21 protein-coding genes are annotated in these 20,754 nt (G+C 62.3%); 16 read left to right on the top strand and 5 right to left on the bottom strand.

The window, feature by feature from the left end; all coding sequences use genetic code 11:
• Window position 1: 1 nt before the first annotated feature.
• Entirely contained in the window at window positions 2–919 is a 918-nt protein-coding gene (locus ACQ4WO_RS24640) for a LysR family transcriptional regulator (protein ID WP_436483627.1), read from the bottom strand.
• 236 nt (window positions 920–1,155) lie between these two features.
• On the opposite strand from ACQ4WO_RS24640, the gene ACQ4WO_RS24635 reads away from it, so the two are divergent.
• The 7 genes from ACQ4WO_RS24635 to ACQ4WO_RS24605 are packed head-to-tail and all read left to right on the top strand — an operon-like array spanning window position 1,156 to window position 8,065.
• Window positions 1,156–2,259 carry a porin gene (locus ACQ4WO_RS24635; protein WP_128141693.1) on the top strand — a complete coding sequence of 368 codons (1,104 nt, stop codon included), beginning with the start codon at window positions 1,156–1,158 and terminating at the stop codon, window positions 2,257–2,259.
• A 57-nt stretch (window positions 2,260–2,316) separates the two neighbouring features.
• Window positions 2,317–3,339 (top strand): ABC transporter substrate-binding protein, encoded by a 1,023-nt coding sequence (locus ACQ4WO_RS24630; protein ID WP_436483626.1) that lies wholly within the window; start codon window positions 2,317–2,319, stop codon window positions 3,337–3,339.
• A gap of 21 nt (window positions 3,340–3,360) precedes the next feature.
• Window positions 3,361–4,200 (top strand): ABC transporter permease, encoded by an 840-nt coding sequence (locus ACQ4WO_RS24625; RefSeq protein ID WP_436483624.1) that lies wholly within the window; start codon window positions 3,361–3,363, stop codon window positions 4,198–4,200.
• Complete coding sequence (locus ACQ4WO_RS24620) at window positions 4,197–4,976, top strand: ABC transporter permease (protein ID WP_034745682.1); 780 nt, start codon at window positions 4,197–4,199, stop codon at window positions 4,974–4,976. Before ACQ4WO_RS24625 ends, ACQ4WO_RS24620 begins: the two co-directional genes overlap by 4 nt.
• A 13-nt stretch (window positions 4,977–4,989) precedes the next feature.
• Window positions 4,990–6,021 (top strand): ABC transporter ATP-binding protein, encoded by a 1,032-nt coding sequence (locus ACQ4WO_RS24615; protein WP_436483623.1) that lies wholly within the window; start codon window positions 4,990–4,992, stop codon window positions 6,019–6,021.
• An 18-nt stretch (window positions 6,022–6,039) separates the two neighbouring features.
• On the top strand, window positions 6,040–6,984 hold the full coding sequence (locus ACQ4WO_RS24610) for a nucleoside hydrolase (protein WP_436483622.1): 945 nt from the start codon (window positions 6,040–6,042) through the stop codon (window positions 6,982–6,984).
• A gap of 25 nt (window positions 6,985–7,009) precedes the next feature.
• Window positions 7,010–8,065 (top strand): adenosine deaminase family protein, encoded by a 1,056-nt coding sequence (locus ACQ4WO_RS24605; RefSeq protein WP_436483621.1) that lies wholly within the window; start codon window positions 7,010–7,012, stop codon window positions 8,063–8,065.
• Between the two features lies 1 nt (window position 8,066).
• On the opposite strand, the gene ACQ4WO_RS24600 is transcribed toward ACQ4WO_RS24605, so the two are convergent.
• Window positions 8,067–9,449 (bottom strand): short-chain fatty acyl-CoA regulator family protein, encoded by a 1,383-nt coding sequence (locus ACQ4WO_RS24600; RefSeq protein ID WP_436483620.1) that lies wholly within the window; start codon window positions 9,447–9,449, stop codon window positions 8,067–8,069.
• A 157-nt stretch (window positions 9,450–9,606) separates the two neighbouring features.
• Here ACQ4WO_RS24600 and ACQ4WO_RS24595 point away from each other — a divergent pair, with 157 nt between their 5' ends.
• Genes ACQ4WO_RS24595 through mmsB form a run of 5 tightly spaced genes read left to right on the top strand, consistent with a single transcriptional unit; the run spans window position 9,607 to window position 15,115 of the window.
• Window positions 9,607–11,115, top strand: a complete 1,509-nt coding sequence (locus ACQ4WO_RS24595) for a CoA-acylating methylmalonate-semialdehyde dehydrogenase (RefSeq protein WP_436483618.1) — start codon at window positions 9,607–9,609, stop codon at window positions 11,113–11,115.
• 11 nt (window positions 11,116–11,126) lie between these two features.
• Window positions 11,127–12,287 (top strand): acyl-CoA dehydrogenase family protein, encoded by a 1,161-nt coding sequence (locus tag ACQ4WO_RS24590; protein ID WP_282408249.1) that lies wholly within the window; start codon window positions 11,127–11,129, stop codon window positions 12,285–12,287.
• Entirely contained in the window at window positions 12,284–13,069 is a 786-nt protein-coding gene (locus ACQ4WO_RS24585; RefSeq protein WP_046684480.1) for an enoyl-CoA hydratase, read from the top strand. Before ACQ4WO_RS24590 ends, ACQ4WO_RS24585 begins: the two co-directional genes overlap by 4 nt.
• The gene (locus ACQ4WO_RS24580; protein ID WP_436483617.1) at window positions 13,062–14,192 is read left to right on the top strand and encodes an enoyl-CoA hydratase/isomerase family protein; all 1,131 of its coding nucleotides are present in this window, start codon (window positions 13,062–13,064) and stop codon (window positions 14,190–14,192) included. Before ACQ4WO_RS24585 ends, ACQ4WO_RS24580 begins: the two co-directional genes overlap by 8 nt.
• Before the next feature lie 20 nt (window positions 14,193–14,212).
• Window positions 14,213–15,115, top strand: coding sequence for a 3-hydroxyisobutyrate dehydrogenase (mmsB, locus tag ACQ4WO_RS24575; RefSeq protein ID WP_230539170.1), 903 nt, complete (start codon window positions 14,213–14,215; stop codon window positions 15,113–15,115).
• A gap of 187 nt (window positions 15,116–15,302) precedes the next feature.
• Here mmsB and ACQ4WO_RS24570 read toward each other — a convergent pair whose 3' ends face one another.
• Both ACQ4WO_RS24570 and ACQ4WO_RS24565 read right to left on the bottom strand, forming a co-directional pair.
• Entirely contained in the window at window positions 15,303–15,884 is a 582-nt protein-coding gene (locus tag ACQ4WO_RS24570) for a hypothetical protein (RefSeq protein WP_436483616.1), read from the bottom strand.
• Between the two features lie 41 nt (window positions 15,885–15,925).
• A complete protein-coding gene (locus ACQ4WO_RS24565) occupies window positions 15,926–16,525 on the bottom strand; it encodes a hypothetical protein (protein WP_128141703.1) in 600 nt (199 codons plus the stop codon).
• A gap of 244 nt (window positions 16,526–16,769) precedes the next feature.
• Between ACQ4WO_RS24565 and ACQ4WO_RS24560 the strand changes: the two genes are divergently transcribed.
• Both ACQ4WO_RS24560 and hrcA read left to right on the top strand, forming a co-directional pair.
• The gene (locus ACQ4WO_RS24560) at window positions 16,770–17,495 is read left to right on the top strand and encodes an HAD family hydrolase (RefSeq protein WP_436483615.1); all 726 of its coding nucleotides are present in this window, start codon (window positions 16,770–16,772) and stop codon (window positions 17,493–17,495) included.
• 102 nt (window positions 17,496–17,597) lie between these two features.
• Window positions 17,598–18,614, top strand: a complete 1,017-nt coding sequence (hrcA, locus tag ACQ4WO_RS24555) for a heat-inducible transcriptional repressor HrcA (RefSeq protein ID WP_034745713.1) — start codon at window positions 17,598–17,600, stop codon at window positions 18,612–18,614.
• Between the two features lie 49 nt (window positions 18,615–18,663).
• Here the strand turns inward: hrcA and fur are convergent, their stop codons facing one another.
• Window positions 18,664–19,095: a ferric iron uptake transcriptional regulator gene (gene fur, locus ACQ4WO_RS24550; protein WP_034745717.1), complete on the bottom strand. Its 432-nt coding sequence runs from the start codon at window positions 19,093–19,095 to the stop codon at window positions 18,664–18,666.
• Window positions 19,096–19,290: 195 nt separating this feature from the next.
• On the opposite strand from fur, the gene ACQ4WO_RS24545 reads away from it, so the two are divergent.
• Window positions 19,291–19,920, top strand: coding sequence for an outer membrane protein assembly factor BamE (locus tag ACQ4WO_RS24545; RefSeq protein WP_436483722.1), 630 nt, complete (start codon window positions 19,291–19,293; stop codon window positions 19,918–19,920).
• A gap of 23 nt (window positions 19,921–19,943) precedes the next feature.
• On the top strand, window positions 19,944–20,753 hold the full coding sequence (gene dapB / locus ACQ4WO_RS24540; RefSeq protein ID WP_436483614.1) for a 4-hydroxy-tetrahydrodipicolinate reductase: 810 nt from the start codon (window positions 19,944–19,946) through the stop codon (window positions 20,751–20,753).
• Window position 20,754: the final 1 nt, after the last annotated feature.

Below are 20,754 nucleotides of genomic sequence, written 5' to 3'. Positions count from 1 at the left end.
TTTAAAACCACTGGTCGACCTGCTGCAAATCCTGCCGCAGCGCTGAAAAACAGTCATCCACATGGTGGTTGCGGCTGATTTCATTGCGCCGCATCAGGGCGATCTTGCGCTTGCACGTGGGCTGGCGCAGCGGCGCCACGTGCAGGTCCTCGTCGTTGAGGAAAGTCGTGTACAGGCTGGGCATGATGCCCACGGCGATGCCGGCGCGTACCACGCCGTACAGCGATTCGCTGTGGATCATCTGGTACAGGCTCGACGGGCTCAAGCCATGCTGGCGCAGGGCGCTCGAGGCAAACTCCCAGATGCTGCCCTTGGTGAACACGACGATTTCCTGGCCCGCCAGCTGGTCCCAGCGCACTTCCTTGAGCGGCGCCAGCGCATGGCGCCCCGCCGTCACCAGCACCAGCTCATCTTCGAACAGGCCCACGCTTTCCAGCGACACGGAGCCGGGTACTTCGATGCCCACGCAAAAGTCCAGCTGGCCCGAATGCAGCGCGTGCAGCAAGCCGTCGTTGGGCATGTCGGACAGGACGATTTCCACTTCATCGCCATGCTGCTCGCAATAGCGTGCCACCACGACGGCCGTCATCGCCATGGCCGAGGGAATCGCGCCGATGCGGATGCGGTGCCGGCCGCTGCCGATGGCGCGCTGGATATCGGCAAAGGTATTGCTTGCCGTATTCAATAAATGCGTGGCGTAGTCGAGCGCCAGTTTTCCCTCGCGCGTCAATTCCAGCTGGTGGGTTGTGCGGTTAAACAACTTTTTTCCCAGTTGATTTTCCAGCAGCTTGATCGACGCGCTGAGGGCTGGCTGGGTCACGCACAATTCCTGTGCGGCCTTGCTGAAGCTGTTTACCCGGGCTAGGGTGGAAAACGCTTGCAAATGTCGTAAGGAAATCTTCTTGCTCAGTTCATGCATGGGTTTGCTTATTAGAAAAAGTAATGGATTTATAAAAATAAACAAATTTTCTTATCCTGCAATTTACCATATTCTGGACTGGTCTTTACTTGTCTTGAAGGCAACAATCTTCAGAGAAGCGCTTGCCAGGCGGCGCCGGTACTCGCGGCAGCACACCATGCAAGGGATGCATCAATAAAATAATTCCAAAAAACTCAGGGTTTATTCTTTTTAGGGTGGCGGCGATGAACAAATGGATGACTGGAACGATGGTGGTGGGGGGCTTGCTGGCGGCGCACGGCGTGGCGCAGGCACAAAGCAGCGTGCAAGTGTATGGACTGCTGTCGGCCGGTATCGGCTATGTATCGGATGAAGGCAAGGGCAGCCGCACGCATGCGCTGAGCGGTACGAATCAGAATCCCCGTATCGGTTTCCGCGGCCAGGAAGACCTGGGCAACGGCACCAAGGCACTCTTCGTGCTGGAAAACGGTTTTAACGTCATGACGGGCACAGCCTCGCAAAGCGGCCGTCTGTTCGGCCGCCAGTCGTATGTGGGGCTGTCGAGCAATGACAAGGGCACCTTGACACTGGGCCGCCAGTACGAAGCCGTCAAGGACCTGCTGGGCCCCGTGGTCATCGCCAGTAACGGCGTGCACATCGGCGACAACGACAATGGCTACAACAACCTGCGCGTGCAAAATGCCGTCAAGTATGTGAGCCCGAACATCAGCAACCTGTCGTTCACGGGTTTGTACGGCTTCAGCGAAAACCCGGAAGACTCCAACCGCAACCGCGTCTACAGCATGGGCGCCGGCTACAAGGTCGACGCCTTCAGCTGGGCCGTCGCGTATACCAAGATGGACCGTCCGAACAGCCCCGACGCGCCGAATGGCGCCATCGGCAATGACTATGGCAGCTCGTTGTTGATCTTCAACAAGAGCGCCGTCAAGGGCGCCGGCGTGGACAGCCAGGCCATCGCCGGCACGGGAGGCTTTTATAATGTGGGCAAGACCAAGTTTGGCGCGCTGTACACCAACGTGCGCTACCACTACCTGGATCAAAGCAATCTGACTTTGCAAAACGTGGACCTGAACGTGAACCACAAGCTGACGGAAGCGTTGAACCTGGGCGCCTCGTATTTCTTTACCACCGGTAAATATGACGTGATCAACAAGACGCCGAAATGGCATCAGGTCAACTTCCAGGCCGATTACTTCCTGTCCAAGCGCACCGATATCGCCATCACCTGGAGCTACCAGAAAGCGGCCGGCGATGCGACATTCGCCCGCGTGTTCGGCTTCGGCGCCTCGGGTGGCAAAACGCAAAGCGTCCTGATCGCCGGCATGCGGCATTATTTCTGACTCTGATTCATCTTTACAGGCGCTGTCCCGCAGCGCCGTCCCCTGAAAGGAAGCATCTTGAAAAAGCACCTCATGTTGGCGTTGAGCCTAGGCTTGCTGGCCAACGCCGCCCACGCGGAAAAACGCGAGCTGGTCATTTCGGCCTATCCGATTGCCCAGCCCTTGTTCATGAAGTATGTGTACGAGCCGTTCAAGGCCAAATGCGGTTGCGATATCAAGGTGGAAACGGGGAATAATGCGGACCGCATCGCCAAGCTGGTGGTGCACAGCAAGAATCCGGTGATCGACCTGGTGCTGCTGTCCGATTCCGGCATGCTGGAAGCGGCGCAAAAGGGCGTCATCCAGCCCATGGATTACTCCAAGCTGAGCAATTACAAAGCCCTGTACGACGTGGCGAAAAACCCCATCGGCGGCAACTACGCCGTCGGCTACACCCTGTATTCCGTGGGCCTGGTGTACCGCAGCGACAAGATTGCCCCGCTGACGTCGTGGAAGGACCTGTGGCGCCCCGAACTGAAAGGCCGCGTGGCCTTCCCCGACGTGAGCACCACGCAGGGCCCTCTGATGCTGCGCATGGCCGATGCGGCCTGGGGCGGCAAGACGGACGATTACGCGACCGGCTTTGCGAAGATCGTCGGCATGAAGGGCAACGTCGTCACGTTCTCGAAAAACAGCGCGCAGCTGGCGGCATTGTTCGCACAGGATGAAATCTGGGCCGCGCCCGTGGCGCGTTTTACGTGGTCGCAAATGCTCAAGACGGGCCTGCCCCTGAAGTGGAGCATCCCGGCTGAAGGCCAGGCGGCCGGCATGAACGTGATGGGCATCGTCGCCGGTTCGAAGAACGCGGACCTGGCCTACCAGCTGATGGATTTCTGGCTGTCCAAGGAAGTGCAGACGCAGCTGGCGACCAACCTGGTCGATTCGCCCGTCAACAAGGACGTGCGCCTGTCCGTGGCGGCCGCGCAATTCAATACCTATGGCGCCGACCAGATCAGTTCGCTGAAATTCGTCAAGCCGGAAACCATCATCAAACAGCGCAGCAACTGGATGACGCAGTGGAACAAGGCCATGAGCAAATAGTGGTGGCGAGGAGAGAACACCATGTTTGCTGATCCAAAAAAGCGCCTGGGACTGCTGCTGGTCCTGCCGGCGCTGATCTTTATCGTCGTCTGCTTCCTGCTGCCCGTGCTGGCCTTGCTGGTCGATGCCTTCCGCGTCGGCGACGGCATGCAGTGGGGCGTCGACCGTTTCGTCGACTTCTTCTCGCAGGAGTTCAACCGCACCATCTTCTGGCGCACCCTGCGCATCGCCGCGCTGGTGACCCTGGCGGCCATCATCCTCGGCTACCCGGCCGCGCAAGCCGTGGCGCGCGTGTCGCCGAAGTGGCGCGGGCTGGTGGTGGGCATGATGATCCTGCCGCTGATGGTCTCGCCGATCGCGCGCACCTACGCCTGGATCGTGTTGCTGGGCCGTAACGGCGCCCTCAACGCGGCGCTCGTCAACATGGGTTTCACGGAAGAGCCGCTGCGTCTGCTGTTCAGCGAATTTGCCGTCTTTGTCGGCCTGCTGCAACTGCTGCTGCCGCTGATGCTGATGTCCTTGGCGGGCGCGCTGGAAAACCTGCCGCGCGACGTGGAACCGGCTGCCGCCACCCTGGGCGCCAATCCATGGCAAGTCTTCTGCAAGGTCACCCTGCCGTTGACGCAGGAAGGCCTGGTTGTCGGCGGCACCCTCGTATTTACGGGCTGCGTGACGGCCTATGTGACGCCGGCCCTGCTGGGCGGCACCAAGGTGCTGATGCTGGAAACGCTGCTGTACCAGAAGGTCAGCGTGGAGAGCGATTTTGGCGCGGCGAATGTGATCGCCGTCATCCTCGTCTGCATGACCCTGCTGGTCAACGCCGGCCTTAAACGTATTTCCTCGAGCCGGAGTTCCGTATGAAAGAAAGCTTATTCTCGCGCGCCGTCCTGTGGCTGGTGTTCCTGTTCCTGCTCGGGCCTTTCGCCATCGTCGTACTGGCGGGCTTTTCCGGCGGTGAGACGCTGGCCTTCCCGCCCGAGTCGTATTCGCTGCGCTGGATCATCGAAGTATGGTCGGCGCCCGAATTCCGCCGCGCCTTCCAGACCAGCCTGGAAATCGGCCTGATCGCGACAGTCATCGCGCTGCTGCTGGGCATACCCGTCGCGTATGCGTTTTCGCGCATGCCGCCACCGGGCATCGGCGCCATCCGCCAGGTGCTGACGTCGCCGCTGATCATTCCCGCCATCCTCGTGGGCCTGGGCTTGCTGCACCACCTGGTGCTGACGATTAACGCGCCCGTCTACGTGGGCCTGCTGATCGGCCATATCGCGCTGTTGATTCCGTATTCGGTGCGCGTCGTGTACGCCAGCCTGGTCAACCTGCGCGTGGATATCGAGGATGCCGCCATCACCCTGGGCGCGTCGCGCCTGCGTGCGTTTTTCATGATCGTGCTGCCGAATATCCGCAACGCCGTGATCGCCGCCTTCTTCCTCGCCTTCGTCACCTCGTTCAACCAGGTGCCCGTCTCGCTGTTCCTCACGGGACCCGGCATCAGCACCTTGCCGATCGAGATGCTGGGCCATATGGAAAACAGCTTCGATCCGTCGATCGCTGCCCTGTCGACCTTGCTGGTCTTGTTCACCATGGCCTTCGTGATGGTGACCGAGAAGGTGCTGGGCATTTCTAAATACATGTAAGAGGCAATACACGATGAGTTATCTGGAACTGCACAAGCTGAACCTCGGCTACGCCAAGAACACGACGTCCGTGAAAGACCTGGACCTGCACGTCGAGCAGGGCGAACTGATTTCCCTGCTGGGCCCCAGCGGCTGCGGCAAGACCACCACCATGCGCGCGATTGCCGGCCTGATGCCGCTGCAGTCGGGCCGCATTGTTCTGGACGGCCGCGAGATCGGCAAGCTGGCGCCGAATAAACGCAATATCGGCATGGTGTTCCAGTCGTATGCGCTGTTCCCGCACCTGAACGTGTACGACAACATCGCCTTTGGGCTGCGCCTGCGCAAGGTCGCGCCAGCCCTGCTGAAAACGAAAGTGGAAGCCGTGATCGCCGCTGTGGGCCTGACCGGTTTCGAAACCCGCTTGCCGGCGCAGATGTCCGGCGGCCAGCAGCAGCGCGTGGCGCTGGCGCGCGCCATCGTCGTCGAACCGGCCCTGCTGCTGCTCGATGAACCGCTGTCGAACCTGGACGCCAAGCTGCGCGTGCAGATGCGCGCCGAGCTGCGCCGCATCCAGCGCGAACTGGGCATCACCATGCTGTACGTGACGCATGACCAGGAAGAAGCGCTGGCCCTGTCCGACCGCATCGTCGTCATGAACGGCGGGCGCATCGAGCAATTGGCCGCGCCGGAAGCCGTGTTCAATACGCCATCGACGCGCTTCGTCGCCAATTTCATGGGTTTTGAAAACCTGTTCGACTACCGCGACGGCGCGCTGCACCACGCGGGCGCCAGCCTGCCGTACACGTCTCCCGTCGCCGCCGGCACCACGGTGCTGGGCTGGCGTCCGGACAAGGTGCGCGTCTGCACCGCCGACGACGTTGCAGGCCAATACCCGGGCACCGTGCTGGCGCGGGGCTTCCTGGGCGACACCGTCGAATACCTGCTGCAAACGCCGCTGGGCCAGGTCAAGGGCATTTGCGCGGCCGGCGGCGCCGCCTGGCGCGAAGGCACGGCAGTGTCCTTCGTGCTGCCGGCCGATAGCGCCCTGTGGCTGGCTGCCTAACTTCGACTGGAAACCATCATGGACAAACCCTTGAAAAAGATCTGGCTCGATACCGATCCCGGTTTCGACGACTGGCTGACGATGCTGCTGTTGGGCAGCAATCCCGACATCGAGTGGCTGGGCGTGAGCGTGGTGGCGGGCAATGCGCCCGTCGACATCACCTACGACAACGCCTTGCGCATCAAGACCCATGACGGTTTGACGGTGCCGATTTACCGCGGCTGCGAAGAGCCGCTGGCCGGCGTCATCGAGACGGCGCAGCGCATCCTCGGCGACAGCGGCATGCCCACGACAGGAGATATTCTGCCGCCCGGCGCCGCCGTTGATGCCGCCGGCCACGCCGTCGACGCGCTGATCGCCGCCGTGCGCGCCCACCCCGGCCAGATCACCATCATGGCGATTGCGCCGATGACGAACCTGGCGACCGCCTTGACGCGCGCACCCGACATCGCCGAAAAAATCGTCGAGATCATTTTGATGGGCGGCTCCACCGACCAGGGCAACCACACGGCGGCGGCCGAGTTCAATATCTATGCGGACCCGGAAGCGGCCGCCCAGGTCTTCCAGGCCGGCATCCCGCTGCGCATGTTCGGCTTGAACCTGTGCCGCCAGCTGCTGGTGACGAATGGGGAAGTGCGGCAGTTGCGCGCCATCGGCACGCCGCGCGCGCAGCGTCTGGCCGGCTACCTGGAAGCGTACGTGCGCATCCGCAGCAGCGACGGTTCCGTGCCCATGCCCATGTACGACCCCGTGGTGGCGCTGTATCTGGAAGCGCCGCAGCTGTTCCAGTTCCAGAGCGCCCACGTGGCCATCGAATTGACGGGCGAACTGACGCGCGGCATGACGGTGTGCGAGTTCCGCGTGCCGCGCCGCGCGCCCATCAACACGCAAGTGGCGATGCTGGCCGACGGCCCGGCCGCCATCGCACTGCTGATGCGGCGCCTCGCCGGCGTTCTCGCCTGATCCACTCCATTACGAAACGAGCTTCATGTCTAATTCCCCCCTGAGCATCGAACAGTTTTTACGCGCCATGCCGAAAGTGGAGCTGCATTGCCATTTGTTCGGTACGGTGCGCCAGGCTACTTTCCGCGCGCTGGCCGCCAAGACGCGCAATGTCGTCACGCCCGAGGAAATCGACGCGTTCTACACGCGCGGCGACAAGCCCGTCGGCGTGCTGCGCGTGCTGCGCGCGCTTGACGCGCATCTGATCGTCTCGCCGACGGACCTGTATTGCCTCGCCTACGAATACCTGGAAGACGCGCATGGCCACGGCGTGCGCTATGCGGAGTTCTTCTGGAACCCCACCGGCACCGTGCGCGTGTCGGGCATCCGTTACGAGTCGGCGCAAGACGCCATCGTGGCCGCCATCCGCGACGCGCAGCGTGACTTCGGCGTGATCGGCCGTTTGATCCCCAGCATCGACCGCGAAGCGGCTCCTGCGGAAGCCGTCCAGATGGTGGAATGGATGAAGGCTTACCGCGCGCCGGAAGTCATCGGCATCGGTATCGACTACCGCGAAAACGACCGCCCGCCGGAACTCTTCATCGAAGCCTACCGTGCCGCGCGCGCAGCCGGTTTCAAATGCACGGCGCATGCGGGCGAATTCGGCATGCCGTGGATGAACGTGGAGACGGCCATCGAACAGTTGCAGGTGGACCGGGTCGACCATGGCTACACGATCGTCGACAATCCGCAACTGGCGCAGCGTTGCGTGGAGCGCGGCCTCGTGTTTACCGTGGTGCCGACCAATTCGTATTATTTGCGCACCCTGGCGCCCGAGCGCTGGGCGCTCGATCACCCGATCCGCGCCATGGCCAAGCTGGGATTGAAACTGCATCCGAACACGGACGATCCGACCCTGCACCACGTGACGCCGACGGGCGCCTGGATGATGATGCGCGAATTCGGCTTCGGCCTCGACGACATGCGCGGTTTCATGCTCAATGGTCTCGACGCGGCCTGGATCGACGAGAGCACGCGGCGCGACTGGCGCGCGCAATTTACGCGCGAATTCGACGCGCTGCGCGCCCGGGTCGCCGAATAAATCAGGCTGATGCTGGCGGCGGTGCCAGCAGCGACGGAAACGCCCGCTGCGGGCAGCTTTGGCGCTCGCACACCTTGCAGCCCGTGCCGATCGGCGTGGCGCTGGAAGGGTCGTGCAAATCGAGTCCCTTCGAATAGATCAAGCGGTGCGCCTGCGAGATGTCGCAGCCCAGCGCCACGGCAAAGGTCTTGCCGGGCGCGCGAAAGCCCGGCGACGCCGTGCTGACCTGGCGCGCGATCCACAGATACGTGCAGCCGTCTGGCATGCTGGCTACTTGCGTGAGCACCTGTCCCGGATGGCTGAAGGCGTCGTAGACGATCCACAGCGGGCACGTGCCGCCCACCCTTGAAAAGTGAAAATCCGTGGCCGACTGGCGCTTTGAGACATTGCCGGCGCGGTCGACGCGCACGAAGAAAAACGGCAGCCCGGCCGAATCGGGGCGCTGCATGGTGCTCAGGCGGTGGCACACGGCTTCGAAACCTACGCCGAACTGGTGCGCCAGACGCTCGATATCGTAGGCGCGCGTTTCCGCCGCCTGCAGGAAGCGCTGGTAGGGCATCAGCAGGGCGCCCGCGAAATAATTGGAAAACGCCAGGCGCGCGCCCGTTTGCGCGGCCGCACCGGACAATCCCGCCGCCAGCACGAGAGCGTCGATCAAGTCGCTGTGTTCGAGCAAGCTGATTTGCGCCGCCATCTGGAAGGCGCGCTGGCCGCCCGTCAGGGTGTCGGGCAGCCACAGGATCTGTTGCTGGGCGTCGTAGCGGTGCTTGCGCACCATGCCCGCGTCGCCATCGGACAAGCGCACTCCGATGCCGTGACGTTCCAGCAGCCGGCCTTGCAGCGCGTCGAGCGTGCGCAGGGCGGGATCGAATTCGCCGGCCACCAGTTCCGCCGCCCGGTCCAGTTCATCGATGTAGTTTTGCCGCCGGTTCAGGTATTCGCGCACTTCCTCGTCCGTGGACGGGGCCGCCGAACTGGCGCCGCGGCTGCCGTCGTCGAGGCGCGCGGCCAAAGTGTCAGCCCGCTCCGCCATCACGCGGTAGCGCCGCTGCAGCAGCAAGATCGAGCGGGCCAGCTCCGGCATGTTTTCCACCAGCATCTTGAGTTCCGCCATCGACGTGGGCGGCGCGTCGGGCAATTCGCCGAACACGTCTCGCACGTCGGCCACGAGGCTGGCGCTGTCGTGCTCGGAAAAGATTTGCGGATCGACACCCAGCACCGTGCCGATGCGCAGCAAAATCGGCACCGTCAGCGGACGCTGGTTGCGTTCCATCTGGTTCAGGTAGCTGGGCGAAATACCCAGGGACTTGGCCAGCGCCACCTGCGTCATGCGCCTTTCCTCGCGCAGCCGCTGCAGGCGCACGCCCATGAAAACCTTCGCCATCGCGTTTCCTCTTCCCCGGTTTGTGGAATCTGCAAATTTACAATCTTTGCAGATTAACAGATTCAGCTTTGCATTATCTCGCATTTTCACGCCTTGTTCGCGGCGGCGATTGTGCGAATAATGCAAACAGACTGATACCCACACAAGGAGACACCGAGTGACCACGCAAAACGCTATTCCGACCGTTCCCCTCTTGATCAACGGCGAGTGGGTTGAATCCCGAACCACCGTCTGGCGCGACGTCGTCAACCCGGCCACGCAGGAAGTCCTGGCCAAGGTGCCGTTCGCGACCCCGGACGAAGTCAACGCGGCCATCGCCTCGGCCCAGCGCGCCTTCAAAATCTGGCGCAAGACGCCGATCGGCGCGCGCGCACGTATCTTTTTGAAGCTGCAACAGCTGATCCGTGAAAACATGGCCGACCTGGCCGCCACCTTGACGATGGAACAGGGCAAGACTTTGCTGGACGCGGAAGGCGACGTCTTCCGTGGCCTGGAAGTGGTGGAACACGCGGCCAATATCGGCACCCTGCAAATGGGTGAATACGCGCAAAACGTGGCCGGCGGCGTCGATACCTACAGCGTGATGCAGCCGCTGGGCGTGTGCGCCGGCATTACCCCGTTCAATTTCCCAGCCATGATCCCCTTGTGGATGTTCCCGATGGCAATTGCCTGCGGCAATACTTTCGTGCTGAAACCATCGGAACAGGATCCGCTCGTGACGGAAAAACTCGTGCGCCTGGCCTTGCAGGCGGGTATTCCTGCTGGCGTGCTGAACGTGATCCACGGTGGCGAAGACGTGGTCAATGCCCTGTGCGACCACCGGGACATCAAGGCGATTTCGTTCGTTGGCTCCAGCAAGGTGGGCACGCATGTGTACCAGCGCGCCAGCCTGAACGGCAAGCGCGCGCAATGCATGATGGGCGCCAAGAATCACGCCGTCGTCTTGCCGGATGCTAATAAAGAACAAACCTTGAACCAGTTGCTGGGTGCGGGTTTCGGCGCGGCCGGCCAGCGCTGCATGGCCGCCTCCGTTGCCGTGCTGGTGGGCGAGGCGCGCGAGTGGCTGCCGGAACTGGCCGCCAAGGCGCAAGGCTTGAGCGTGGGCGCGGGCAAGGACAATCCGGACCTGGGTCCCGTCATTTCCTGCGCAGCCAAGGAACGCGTGCACAGTCTGGTCGCCAAGGGCATCGAGCAGGGCGCCGTGCTGACCCTCGATGGCCGTGACGTCAAGGTCGATGGCTATCCGAACGGCAACTTCGTGGGACCGACGATTCTGTCGGGCGTGAAACCCGGCATGGTCGTGTATGACCAGGAAATCTTTGGCCCCGTCCTGATCGTCGTCGAAGTCGACACGCTCGACGAAGCGATCGCCCTGGTGAACGCGAATCCGAACGGCAACGGCACGGCGCTGTTTACGCAAAGCGGCGCGGCCGCGCGTTACTTCCAGGAAGAAATCGACGTGGGCCAGGTCGGCATCAACGTGCCGATTCCCGTGCCCGTTCCCCTGTTCAGCTTTACGGGATCGCGCGGCTCCAAGCTGGGCGACCTGGGCCCGTTCGGCAAGCAGGTTGTGCTGTTCTACACGCAGACCCAAACGATTACCCAGCGCTGGTTTACGGACGCGGCCTCGGTGGGCAAGGTCAACACGACCATCAGCCTCAAGTAAGGAGCTGGACCATGGACTTTGAACTGAGCGACGAGCAGCGCGAGTTCCAGCAGGCGGCGCGCGCGTTTGCCGAAGGGGAACTGGCACCGCATGCGGCCCATTGGGATGCGGAATCGATCTTTCCCGTGGAAACCATCGCCAAGGCGGGCGAGATGGGCTTTTGCGGCCTGTACACGCCGCAGCGCTGGGGCGGCCTGGGTCTGAGCCGCCAGGACGCGGCCATCGTCTTCGAGGAGCTGGCCGGTGGCTGCACCTCGACCACGGCCTACATCACGATTCACAATATGGCGACGTGGATGCTGTCGCGCTGGGGGCAGGAAGCCCTGTGCGACGAGTGGGTGCCGGCCCTGGCCGCCGGCCAGAAGCTGGCCAGCTATTGCCTGACGGAACCGCAGTCGGGTTCCGACGCGGCATCCTTGCGCACGAAAGCCGTCAGGGATGGCGACTTTTATGTGCTCGACGGCACGAAAGCCTTCATTTCCGGCGCGGGCCAGACGGACATGCTGATCGTCATGGCGAGAACCGGCGGCGAGGGCGCGGCTGGTATTTCCGCGTTTGCCGTGCCGGCGAATTTGCCCGGCATCGTGTATGGCAAGAAGGAAGAAAAGATGGGTTGGAACAGCCAGCCCACGCGCATCATCAGCTTTGACCAGGTGAAAGTTCCTGTCGGTAATTTGCTGGGCGCGGAAGGCGAAGGCTTTGCCATCGCCATGAAGGGCATCGACGGCGGGCGCATCAATATCGCCGTGTGCTCGGTGGGCACGGCGCAGGCGGCCTTGACGCGCGCGCAAGCGTACATGAAGGAGCGCACGCAGTTTGGCCGCGAGCTGGCGCAATTCCAGGCTTTGCAATTCAAGCTGGCCGACATGCTGACGGAACTGGTGGCGGCGCGCCAGATGGTGCGCCTGGCTGCCTGGAAACTGGACCAGGAAAGCCCGGACGCCACGGCGTATTGCGCCATGGCAAAGCGTTTTGCCACGGACGCGGGTTTCAATGTGGCCAACGACGCGCTGCAATTGCATGGCGGCTACGGCTACATCCGCGAGTATCCGCTCGAGCGCCACGTGCGCGACACGCGGGTGCACCAGATACTGGAAGGAACGAATGAAATCATGCGCCTGATCGTCGCGCGAGCGATTTTGAAAGACGGCGCCACGGAGACCTTACGATGAGCAAAGTGTATACGAATTTACTGCTGGAACGCCGTGGCCACACGGCCCTGGTAACCCTCGACAATCCGCCCGCCCACACGTGGACCTTGGCCAGCCTGAACGGGCTGACGCAGCTGGTGGCCGACCTGAATGCCGACCCGGACGTGTACGCGCTCGTGATCACGGGCGGGGGCGCCAAGTTCTTCTCGGCTGGCGCCGACCTGAACGTGTTTGCCGACGGTAACAAGGACACGGCGTTTGCCATGGCCGCCGCGTTTGGCGAGGCGTTCGAGGCGCTGTCCGCGTTTCGCGGCGTCAGCATCGCCGCCATCAATGGCTATGCCATGGGCGGCGGGCTCGAATGCGCGCTGGCGTGCGACATCCGCATTGCGGAAGAACACGCGCAGATGGCCTTGCCGGAAGCGTCCGTCGGCTTGCTGCCGTGCGCGGGTGGCACGCAGCACTTGCCATGGCTGGTGGGCGAAGGCTGGGCCAAGCGCATGATTTTATGCGGCGAGCGCGTCGATGCGGCCAAGGCACTGGCCATCGGCCTCGTCGAGGAAGTCGTGCCAACCGGCAAGGCTGCCGCCACGGCGCTGGCCCTGGCCGCCAAGGTGGCGCGCCAAAGCCCCAGCAGCGTGACGGCGTGCAAGACCCTGATCCAGGGCGCGCGCAGCCATCCGCTCGTCAATTCTCTGCCCGATGAACGCACCCTGTTCCTGGGCCTGTTCGATACGCAAGACCAGAAAGAGGGCGTGCAAGCGTTCCTGGAAAAACGTCCGGCGGAGTGGAAGAATGGCTGAAAGTACCCTGATTGATACGGTGAAGATCGAAGAGCGCGACTGTCCCGGCGGCATGAAGCTGGGCATCATCACCCTCGATGCGCCGAAGTCGCTGCATGCCTTGAACCTGGAGATGATACGCGCCATCGACGGCGCTCTCGTGCGCTGGGCCAGTGATGCGGCCATCGCCTGCGTGGTGCTGCACTCGTCGACCGACAAGGCCTTTTGCGCGGGCGGCGACGTGCGCAGCCTGCGCTCGGCAGTTGCCGAGCAGCCAGGTGTCGTGCCGAACCCGCAGGCGCTGGCTTTCTTTGCCGAGGAATACCGGCTCGACCACCGCATCCATACGTATGTGAAACCGCTGCTGGTGTGGGGCGGCGGCATCGTCATGGGCGGCGGCCTGGGTCTGATGGCGGGCGCCAGCCACCGCGTCGTGACGGAAAGCACGCGCATCGCCATGCCGGAAATCACCATCGGCCTGTTCCCCGACGTGGGGGGCAGCTGGTTCCTGGGCCGCATGCCGGGGCGCAGCGGCCTGTTCCTGGGCTTGACGGGTGCGCCGATGAACGCGGCCGACGCCCTGTTCACAGGTCTCGGCGACTATTTCCTGCGCCAGGAAGAGCGCGCCATGGTGCTCGACTCTCTGGCGCTGGCGCAATGGCAAGCCAGCCCGCAGGCGAACGGCGAGCAGCTGGACCGCTTGCTGCGCGGCTTTTCGGCGCCCGCATCCATGCTGCCCGTCTCCGAAGTCCGCGCCAACTTCGACGCCATCGGCACGCTGACGCAAGCGCCCACCTTGCCCGAAGTGGTGGCCGCCATTGCCGCGTATGACGGCGATTCGGCCTGGCTGCAAAAGGCGGCCCAATCGCTGGCCAAGGGTGCGCCCAGCTCGGCCGCTTTGGTCTGGGCCATGCGTGAACGCACGCGCCACATGAGTTTGGCGCAAGTGTTCCAGCTGGAACTGATCGTTGCCGTGCAATGCTGCGCCCATGCGGACTTCAGCGAAGGCGTGCGCGCCTTGCTGATCGACAAGGACAACGCGCCGCAGTGGCAGCCGGCCAGCCTGGCCGACGTCAGCGCAACGCATCTGGAAGAATATTTTGCCGCACCGTGGACACAGCATCCATTGGCCGATTTACATTAAAAGAATTGGGAGACAAGAACATGCAACATATTGCATTTATCGGCCTGGGCAACATGGGCGCGCCGATGGCCCGCAACCTGGTGGCCGCCGGCTTCCACGTGTCCGTCTTCGACCTGGCGCCGGCAGCCGTCGCATCCCTCGTTGAAGCGGGCGCCACGGCGGCTGCTTCCGCCAGCGCGGCCGTGCAGACGGCCGACGCCGTCATCACCATGCTGCCAGCCAACAAGCATGTGCAGGAGCTGTACCTGGCGGCCGGCGGCGTGCTCGATTCGGCCAAGCCCGGTGCGCTGTTCATCGATTGCAGCACCATCGCCGCCGATGTGGCGCGCCAAGTGGCGCAGGCGGCCAGCGAACGCGGCTTTGCCATGATCGATGCGCCCGTTTCGGGCGGCACGGCGGGCGCGGCGGCAGGCACCCTGACCTTCATCGTCGGCGGCAGCGAAGCGGCCTTGCAGCAGGCGCGTCCATTACTGGAAAAGATGGGCAAGAACATCTTTCATGCGGGCGAGGCGGGTGCGGGCCAGGTAGCGAAGATTTGCAACAACATGCTGCTGGGTATCTTGATGGCCGGTACGGCCGAGGCGCTGAACCTCGGTGTGGCGCATGGCCTGGACCCGAAAGTGTTGTCCGACATCATGGCAAAGAGTTCGGGCCGCAACTGGACCCTGGAAGTGTACAACCCGTGGCCCGGCGTCATGGATGGCACGCCCGCGTCGCGCAATTACACGGGCGGCTTCGGCACGGCGCTGATGCTGAAAGACCTGGGCCTGGCGCAGCAGTCGGCCCTGTCGGCAAACGCACCCACGCCTTTAGGCGGGCTGGTGCGCCAGTTGTACCAGATGCATGCGCAAGCCGGTTATGCGCAGCAGGATTTTTCCAGCATCGTGCAAATGCTGCAGCCGGGCTTGAATAAACCCGTTTGAGGAATTTTGGGCAAAAAAAAGCCCGCTGGTAAAAGCGGGCTAAATCCAATTCTTGGAAGAGTTGGAGGAGACAGATGCATTATGCTGCATCGCCACATATAACTCCAATTTATATTTTGAATATCAACTATATATTTCAGTGATATCTCTTCCTGGCAGCCGCGTGGCGGCTGCCAGCGTCACACCGTTAGCCCGGATTGCAGGCGATCTGCACGGTGGTCACGTTCGCTTCGCCCATGGTGCCCACGCCGGTGCCCGGTGCTACGGCGCATACCAGGCCAGTCGGCTGGGTGAATACGCTGATGCCGTACTTGTCGCCATCGGCGACAGGCGCCGCCAGGGTAAAGGTCGTGCTGCCTTTGGCCACCGTGGTTTGCGCATTGCCGTTGATCAAGACCAATCCATCCGCCGTCAGGCCGCTAACCGTGCCGCCCACCGTATACATGTTTTGCGAACAGGAAACCGATGCCTGGATACTGACGTAGTGGCCAGCCGAACCGGTGCCGCCACTGATGGTGCAATTCATGTGGGCAGGGTTTTGCTTGACCGTGATGTTGTAGTCGGTGCCATAGTCGATGCGTTTGCCAAAGGTGAACGTGGTGGTGCCGGCGGCAGGTGAGACGCTGTCGCCGCCGTTGACCAGGATCAGGCCGTTGGTGTTCAAATTGCTGATGGTGCCGCTGACATCATACGAGGCCTTGCCGCCGCAAGCGGCCAGTCCCAGGGTCAGCAGCAGAGCGGCGAGTGGGCGCAGGCAGGATAACTTCATGTATTTCTCCAATCCAATATAGTGGTGACGAATCGCGTGGCTTACAGCGCCGTGCAGTTCAGTGTGGCGCCGGTCGTGGCGGCGGAACCCATGGTGCCGACGACATCGCGGCCGTCGGCACTGGCCGAACCCACGAACTTGCAGGTCTGGCCCGCTGGGTAGGTCGTTATCACCATGCCGTACTTAATACCGTCATCGACCGTCGCAAACGTATAGGTGGTGCTGCCTGCCAGCGGGCTGGTGCTGTTGTTGCCAATGGACAGGGTCAGGCCGTTCGCGGTCAGGCCCGTGATCGTGCCGCTCAGCGGGTAGCTGTTGGTCAGGCAGCTAACCACGGCCGGCGATGCGGAGTAGCTCGACGCCTTGCCGCTGCCGTTGACCACTTTGCAGACGGCGCCCTTCGGCTGCTGCTTGATGGTAATGTCATAGCGGTCATCATTGTTGAGCAGCTTGGTGAACGTAAAGAAGGTCGCGCCGGCTGCAACAGGCAAGCTTTCGTCGCCATTCTGGAGGATCAGGCCATCTTTTGCCAGGTTGGACACTTGGCCTTGCAGATACAGATTGCCGCCGCTGCCGCCGCAGGCCGCCAATGTGACGGCGCAAGCCGCCGCCAGCATCGAGCGCAGGTACAAATTTTTCATACATTCTCCAAAACGAATTAGGTTGGGTAGCGCAACGCGGACGCTGGCGCCGCATTGGAATGGCGCCTATTTTAGTCTATCTGGCAAGCTGAATGATCTTGCCTTGTATCACCCTGTAACAATTTTTCGCCGGGAAGCGCTGGCCCGGCCCCATTTCATGGGGGCGCAGCCATGCCGGAGGCGGCGATCGGTGCGACAATAGATGCAGGCTGCGCACTGTGGCGCGGCATCCACCGTGAATCCCATGTCCCTTGCTACTGTAAAACCTGCCGTGCCGCCCAAGGCGATCCTGTTCGACCTTGACGATACCTTGTGGCCCATCGCGCCCGTGATTGCCGCCGCCGAAACCCTGCTGCACGACTGGCTGGCCACGCATGCGCCCAAGGTGGCGCAGCAGTTTTCCATCGAGGTGCTGCGCCAGCACCGCCTGGCCATGCTCAATGAACAACCGCATTTTCACGGCAACCTGATCGAGTTGCGCCGCGCGGGCCTGCTGGCCGCCTTCGAAGCTGCCGGCGAGGATCCCGCCCTGATCGATGGTGCCATCGCGCAGTTCCTGGCGGCGCGCCATCGCGTCCGGCCGTATGACGATGTCTTGCCTGGCCTGGCCTGGATGGGCCAGCGCATGCTGGTCGGCTCCATCTCGAATGGCAATGCGGACCTTGACATTATCGGCTTGGCGCAACATTTTAAAGTGTCGATTGCCGCCAGCGACTTTGGCGTGGCCAAGCCCGACGCCAGCATCTTCCTGGCCGCTTGCGCCGCGCTGGGCGTGGCGCCGCATGAAGCCGTGTATGTCGGCGACGATCTGTATTTCGATGTGACGGGAGCGCAAGGGGCGGGCATGCGTGCCGTGTGGATGAACCGCAAGGGTAGCGACGCCCACCTGGCCGCCGGCGTGCACCCCGACGCCATCTGCGCCAACTTTGATGAATTGCTGCTGTGGCTGCAGGGGCAACTGGAAGATTGATCGCCGCCGGACGGGCGAACGTGCATAATAGGCGCTGTTGATGCATGTTCGGCCGCTTTCGTTGCCGCTTGCTTAACAAAACACTTGCTTAAATAAAACACCATGCAACTCGATACACGTGCCCAAACACTGCTGAAAGCCCTGGTCGAGCGATATATCGCCGACGGCTTGCCGGTCGGTTCGCGCGCCTTGTCGAAAATTTCCGGCCTCGACCTGTCGCCGGCCACGATCCGCAACATCATGGCCGATCTGGAAGAGCTCGGTTATGTGTCCAGTCCGCATACCTCGGCCGGACGCATCCCCACGCCGCGCGGCTACCGCATCTTTGTCGACACCTTGCTGACCGTCCGGCATCTGGACGAGCATCTGGTGGAGTCGCGCATGCGCCTGCAGACGCCGCAGCCGCAAAAAACCATCGCCAACGCTGCGCAGATGCTGTCGTCGCTGTCGCAGTTTGCCGGCGTCGTGCTCAGCCCGCGCCGCGAATCCGTGTTCCAGCAAATCGAATTCCTGCGCCTGTCCGAAAAACGCATCCTGCTCGTCATCGTCGCCCCAGGCGGCGACGTGCAGAACCGTTTATTGCTGACGGAGGCCGACTATACGCCGGCGCAACTGGTGCAATCGGCCAATTACATCAACCAGAATTATGGCGGCCTGTCATTCGACGCCGTGCGCGTGCGCCTGCAGGGCGAGCTGCGCCAGTTGCGCGACGATATGGGCAGCCTGATGCAGGCGGCCGTGGAAGCGGGCAGCGAAGCGATGGCCGACCATAGCGACGACATGGTGATTTCCGGCGAGCGCAACTTGCTCAGCGTGAGCGATCTGTCATCGAATATGCATTCGCTGCGCCAGATGTTCGACATGTTCGAGCAAAAAACGGGCTTGATGCAGCTGCTCGACGTGTCGAGCAAGGCGACGGGCGTGCAGATTTTCATCGGCGGCGAATCGAACCTGGTGCCGATGGATGAAATGAGTGTGGTGACGGCGCCGTATGAAGTCAACGGCAAGATCGTGGGAACGTTGGGAGTGATCGGACCGACGCGCATGGCTTACGAGCGCGTCATCCCGATTGTCGATATCACGGCCAAGTTGCTGTCCAGCGCGCTCAGCCATCATTGATCGTACTGCCTGACGCGCCAGCCGCTCCCGTGGGAGCGGCAAGGCTGGATCAGGCGGTTTTGTGCGGGCAAGCCGTCTTGGTGCAGTTGCCGTAGATGGCCAGCGCGTGTTCGGCGATCTTGAAGCCGCGCTCTTCAGCCACTTTTTGCTGGCGGATTTCGATTTCTTCGTCGAAGAATTCTTCGACCCGGCCACAGTCGAGGCACACCAAGTGGTCGTGGTGGGAGCCTTCGTTGAGTTCGAAAATCGCCTTGCCGGTTTCAAAATGGTTGCGGTTGAGCAAGCCTGCCTGTTCGAATTGGGTCAGGACGCGGTAGACAGTTGCCAAACCGACATCCATATTGTCGGCCAGCAGAATCTTGTAGACGTCTTCCGCAGTCAGGTGGCGTACCGGGCTACTCTGGAAGATATCGAGTATCTTCAGCCGTGGCAGGGTGGCTTTCAGGCCGCTTGCCTTGAGATCACTAGGATTGTTACTCATGTTTGTTGCTCGTATGTGGGTCAGGTGCTTTATCATATAGCGTTTTAGCGGGGAGTGCCAAAATATGCATTTTTTGGCAGGCCGGCCACTCCTGGCGTTTTGTTCATCAAATTGAGGTCATTTATGCGCGTAACACCGGCTGTATTGCCATCTCTCTGGCACCGTATTTCATTCCGAGCACCAGTCGTGGCAGGCATGGTCTGTGTCGCGCTGGCCATGTCCGGCTGCGCCAGCCGTGGCATCCTTGGCGAAAAGCCGGCAGCTGCTCAAAAAGAAGGCAAGGAACTGGTCCCAGAACAGGGTGCACAAACGACCACCATTACGCCGCTGCAAAAATTCATGTGGTTTTTCTCGCCCTACCGTCCTGACATTCAACAAGGCAACTTTGTCTCCGAAGAGATGCTGGCCCAGTTGAAAGTGGGCATGACGCGCGACCAGGTGCGCTTCGTCCTCGGCACCTCGCTGCTGACCGATATCTTCCATGCCGACCGCTGGGATTACCCATTCCGCCTCGCCCGGGGCAGTGGCGAAACCACCAGCAGCCGCGTGGTCGTGTACTTCGGCAAGGATGGCAAAGTGGAACGTTTCGAAGGCGGCAACTTGCCGACGGAGAAAGAATACATCGACCGCATCGCCGGTCCGTCGCCATTCGCCAAGGTCGCCAAGGCCGACGTGCCTGCCGCCGTCGTGCCATCGCCCGTGGCGCCAAGCGCCGTGCCGGTGCCGGCCGATGCCGCTCCCGCCATTCCTGTGAGCAAGCCTGAAGTTGCACCTGCAACGGCGCCTGCCGCCGAGCCTGCACCTGCTGCCGAACCCACCAAATAAGCTGTTGCAAGAGAATAAATAAAATGACCGAACTGAAAATCGCCATCGCTGGCGCCAGCGGCCGCATGGGCCATATCCTGATCGAAGCGGTCAGCAGCGCACCCGACGCCGTGCTGGCCGGCGCGCTCGACCGTGCCGGCTCGCCGTCCGTCGGCCAGGATGCCGCCGCTTTCCTCGGCAAGCCTGCCGGCGTGCTGATCGAGTCCGACCTGGCCACAGGCCTGGCCGGCGCCGATTACCTGATCGACTTCACGCGCCCCGAAGGCACTTTGCAGCATCTGGCGTATTGCGCCGAGCACGGCATCAAGATGATCATCGGCACCACCGGATTCGATGACGCTGGCAAGGCTGCCATTGCCGCCGCCGCCGAAAAGACGGCCATCATGTTCGCACCGAACATGAGTGTGGGCGTAAACGTCACCATGAAGCTGCTGGAACTGGCCGCGAAAAGCCTGTCCGAAGGCTACGATATCGAGATCATCGAAGCGCATCACCGCCACAAGGTCGATGCGCCGTCGGGCACCGCCCTGCAAATGGGTGAAGTGGTGGCCGGCGCCCTGGGCCGCGACTTGAAGGAATGCGCCGTGTACGGCCGCGAAGGCGTGACGGGCGAACGCGACCCGTCGACCATCGGCTTTGCCACCATCCGCGGCGGCGATATCGTCGGCGACCATACGGTGCTGTTTGCCGGCATCGGCGAGCGCATCGAGATCAGCCACAAGTCGAGCAGCCGCGTCACCTACGCCCACGGCGCCCTGCGCGCCGCGCGTTTCCTGGCCGACAAGCCGACCGGCCTGTTCGACATGCAGGATGTGCTGTCGCTGAAGAACTGAG

The sequence above is a fragment of the Janthinobacterium aestuarii genome (assembly GCF_051380835.1).
In the GTDB taxonomy this organism is placed as follows: Bacteria; Pseudomonadota; Gammaproteobacteria; order Burkholderiales; family Burkholderiaceae_D; genus Janthinobacterium; species Janthinobacterium aestuarii.
This window is presented reverse-complemented; position numbering and strand designations above follow the sequence as displayed.

Excerpts from the sequence above, each read along its gene's own strand:
- ACQ4WO_RS24640 (WP_436483627.1), bottom strand. The coding sequence starts at position 919 with ATGCATGAACTGAGCAAGAAGATTTCCTTACGACATTTGCAAGCGTTT.
- ACQ4WO_RS24635 (WP_128141693.1), top strand. The coding sequence starts at position 1,156 with ATGACTGGAACGATGGTGGTGGGGGGCTTGCTGGCGGCGCACGGCGTG.
- ACQ4WO_RS24625 (WP_436483624.1), top strand. The coding sequence starts at position 3,361 with ATGTTTGCTGATCCAAAAAAGCGCCTGGGACTGCTGCTGGTCCTGCCG.
- ACQ4WO_RS24620 (WP_034745682.1), top strand. The coding sequence starts at position 4,197 with ATGAAAGAAAGCTTATTCTCGCGCGCCGTCCTGTGGCTGGTGTTCCTG.
- ACQ4WO_RS24615 (WP_436483623.1), top strand. The coding sequence starts at position 4,990 with ATGAGTTATCTGGAACTGCACAAGCTGAACCTCGGCTACGCCAAGAAC.
- ACQ4WO_RS24610 (WP_436483622.1), top strand. The coding sequence starts at position 6,040 with ATGGACAAACCCTTGAAAAAGATCTGGCTCGATACCGATCCCGGTTTC.
- ACQ4WO_RS24605 (WP_436483621.1), top strand. The coding sequence starts at position 7,010 with ATGTCTAATTCCCCCCTGAGCATCGAACAGTTTTTACGCGCCATGCCG.
- ACQ4WO_RS24600 (WP_436483620.1), bottom strand. The coding sequence starts at position 9,449 with ATGGCGAAGGTTTTCATGGGCGTGCGCCTGCAGCGGCTGCGCGAGGAA.
- ACQ4WO_RS24590 (WP_282408249.1), top strand. The coding sequence starts at position 11,127 with ATGGACTTTGAACTGAGCGACGAGCAGCGCGAGTTCCAGCAGGCGGCG.
- ACQ4WO_RS24585 (WP_046684480.1), top strand. The coding sequence starts at position 12,284 with ATGAGCAAAGTGTATACGAATTTACTGCTGGAACGCCGTGGCCACACG.
- ACQ4WO_RS24580 (WP_436483617.1), top strand. The coding sequence starts at position 13,062 with ATGGCTGAAAGTACCCTGATTGATACGGTGAAGATCGAAGAGCGCGAC.
- mmsB (WP_230539170.1), top strand. The coding sequence starts at position 14,213 with ATGCAACATATTGCATTTATCGGCCTGGGCAACATGGGCGCGCCGATG.
- ACQ4WO_RS24570 (WP_436483616.1), bottom strand. The coding sequence starts at position 15,884 with ATGAAGTTATCCTGCCTGCGCCCACTCGCCGCTCTGCTGCTGACCCTG.
- ACQ4WO_RS24565 (WP_128141703.1), bottom strand. The coding sequence starts at position 16,525 with ATGAAAAATTTGTACCTGCGCTCGATGCTGGCGGCGGCTTGCGCCGTC.
- ACQ4WO_RS24560 (WP_436483615.1), top strand. The coding sequence starts at position 16,770 with ATGTCCCTTGCTACTGTAAAACCTGCCGTGCCGCCCAAGGCGATCCTG.
- hrcA (WP_034745713.1), top strand. The coding sequence starts at position 17,598 with ATGCAACTCGATACACGTGCCCAAACACTGCTGAAAGCCCTGGTCGAG.
- fur (WP_034745717.1), bottom strand. The coding sequence starts at position 19,095 with ATGAGTAACAATCCTAGTGATCTCAAGGCAAGCGGCCTGAAAGCCACC.
- ACQ4WO_RS24545 (WP_436483722.1), top strand. The coding sequence starts at position 19,291 with ATGGTCTGTGTCGCGCTGGCCATGTCCGGCTGCGCCAGCCGTGGCATC.
- dapB (WP_436483614.1), top strand. The coding sequence starts at position 19,944 with ATGACCGAACTGAAAATCGCCATCGCTGGCGCCAGCGGCCGCATGGGC.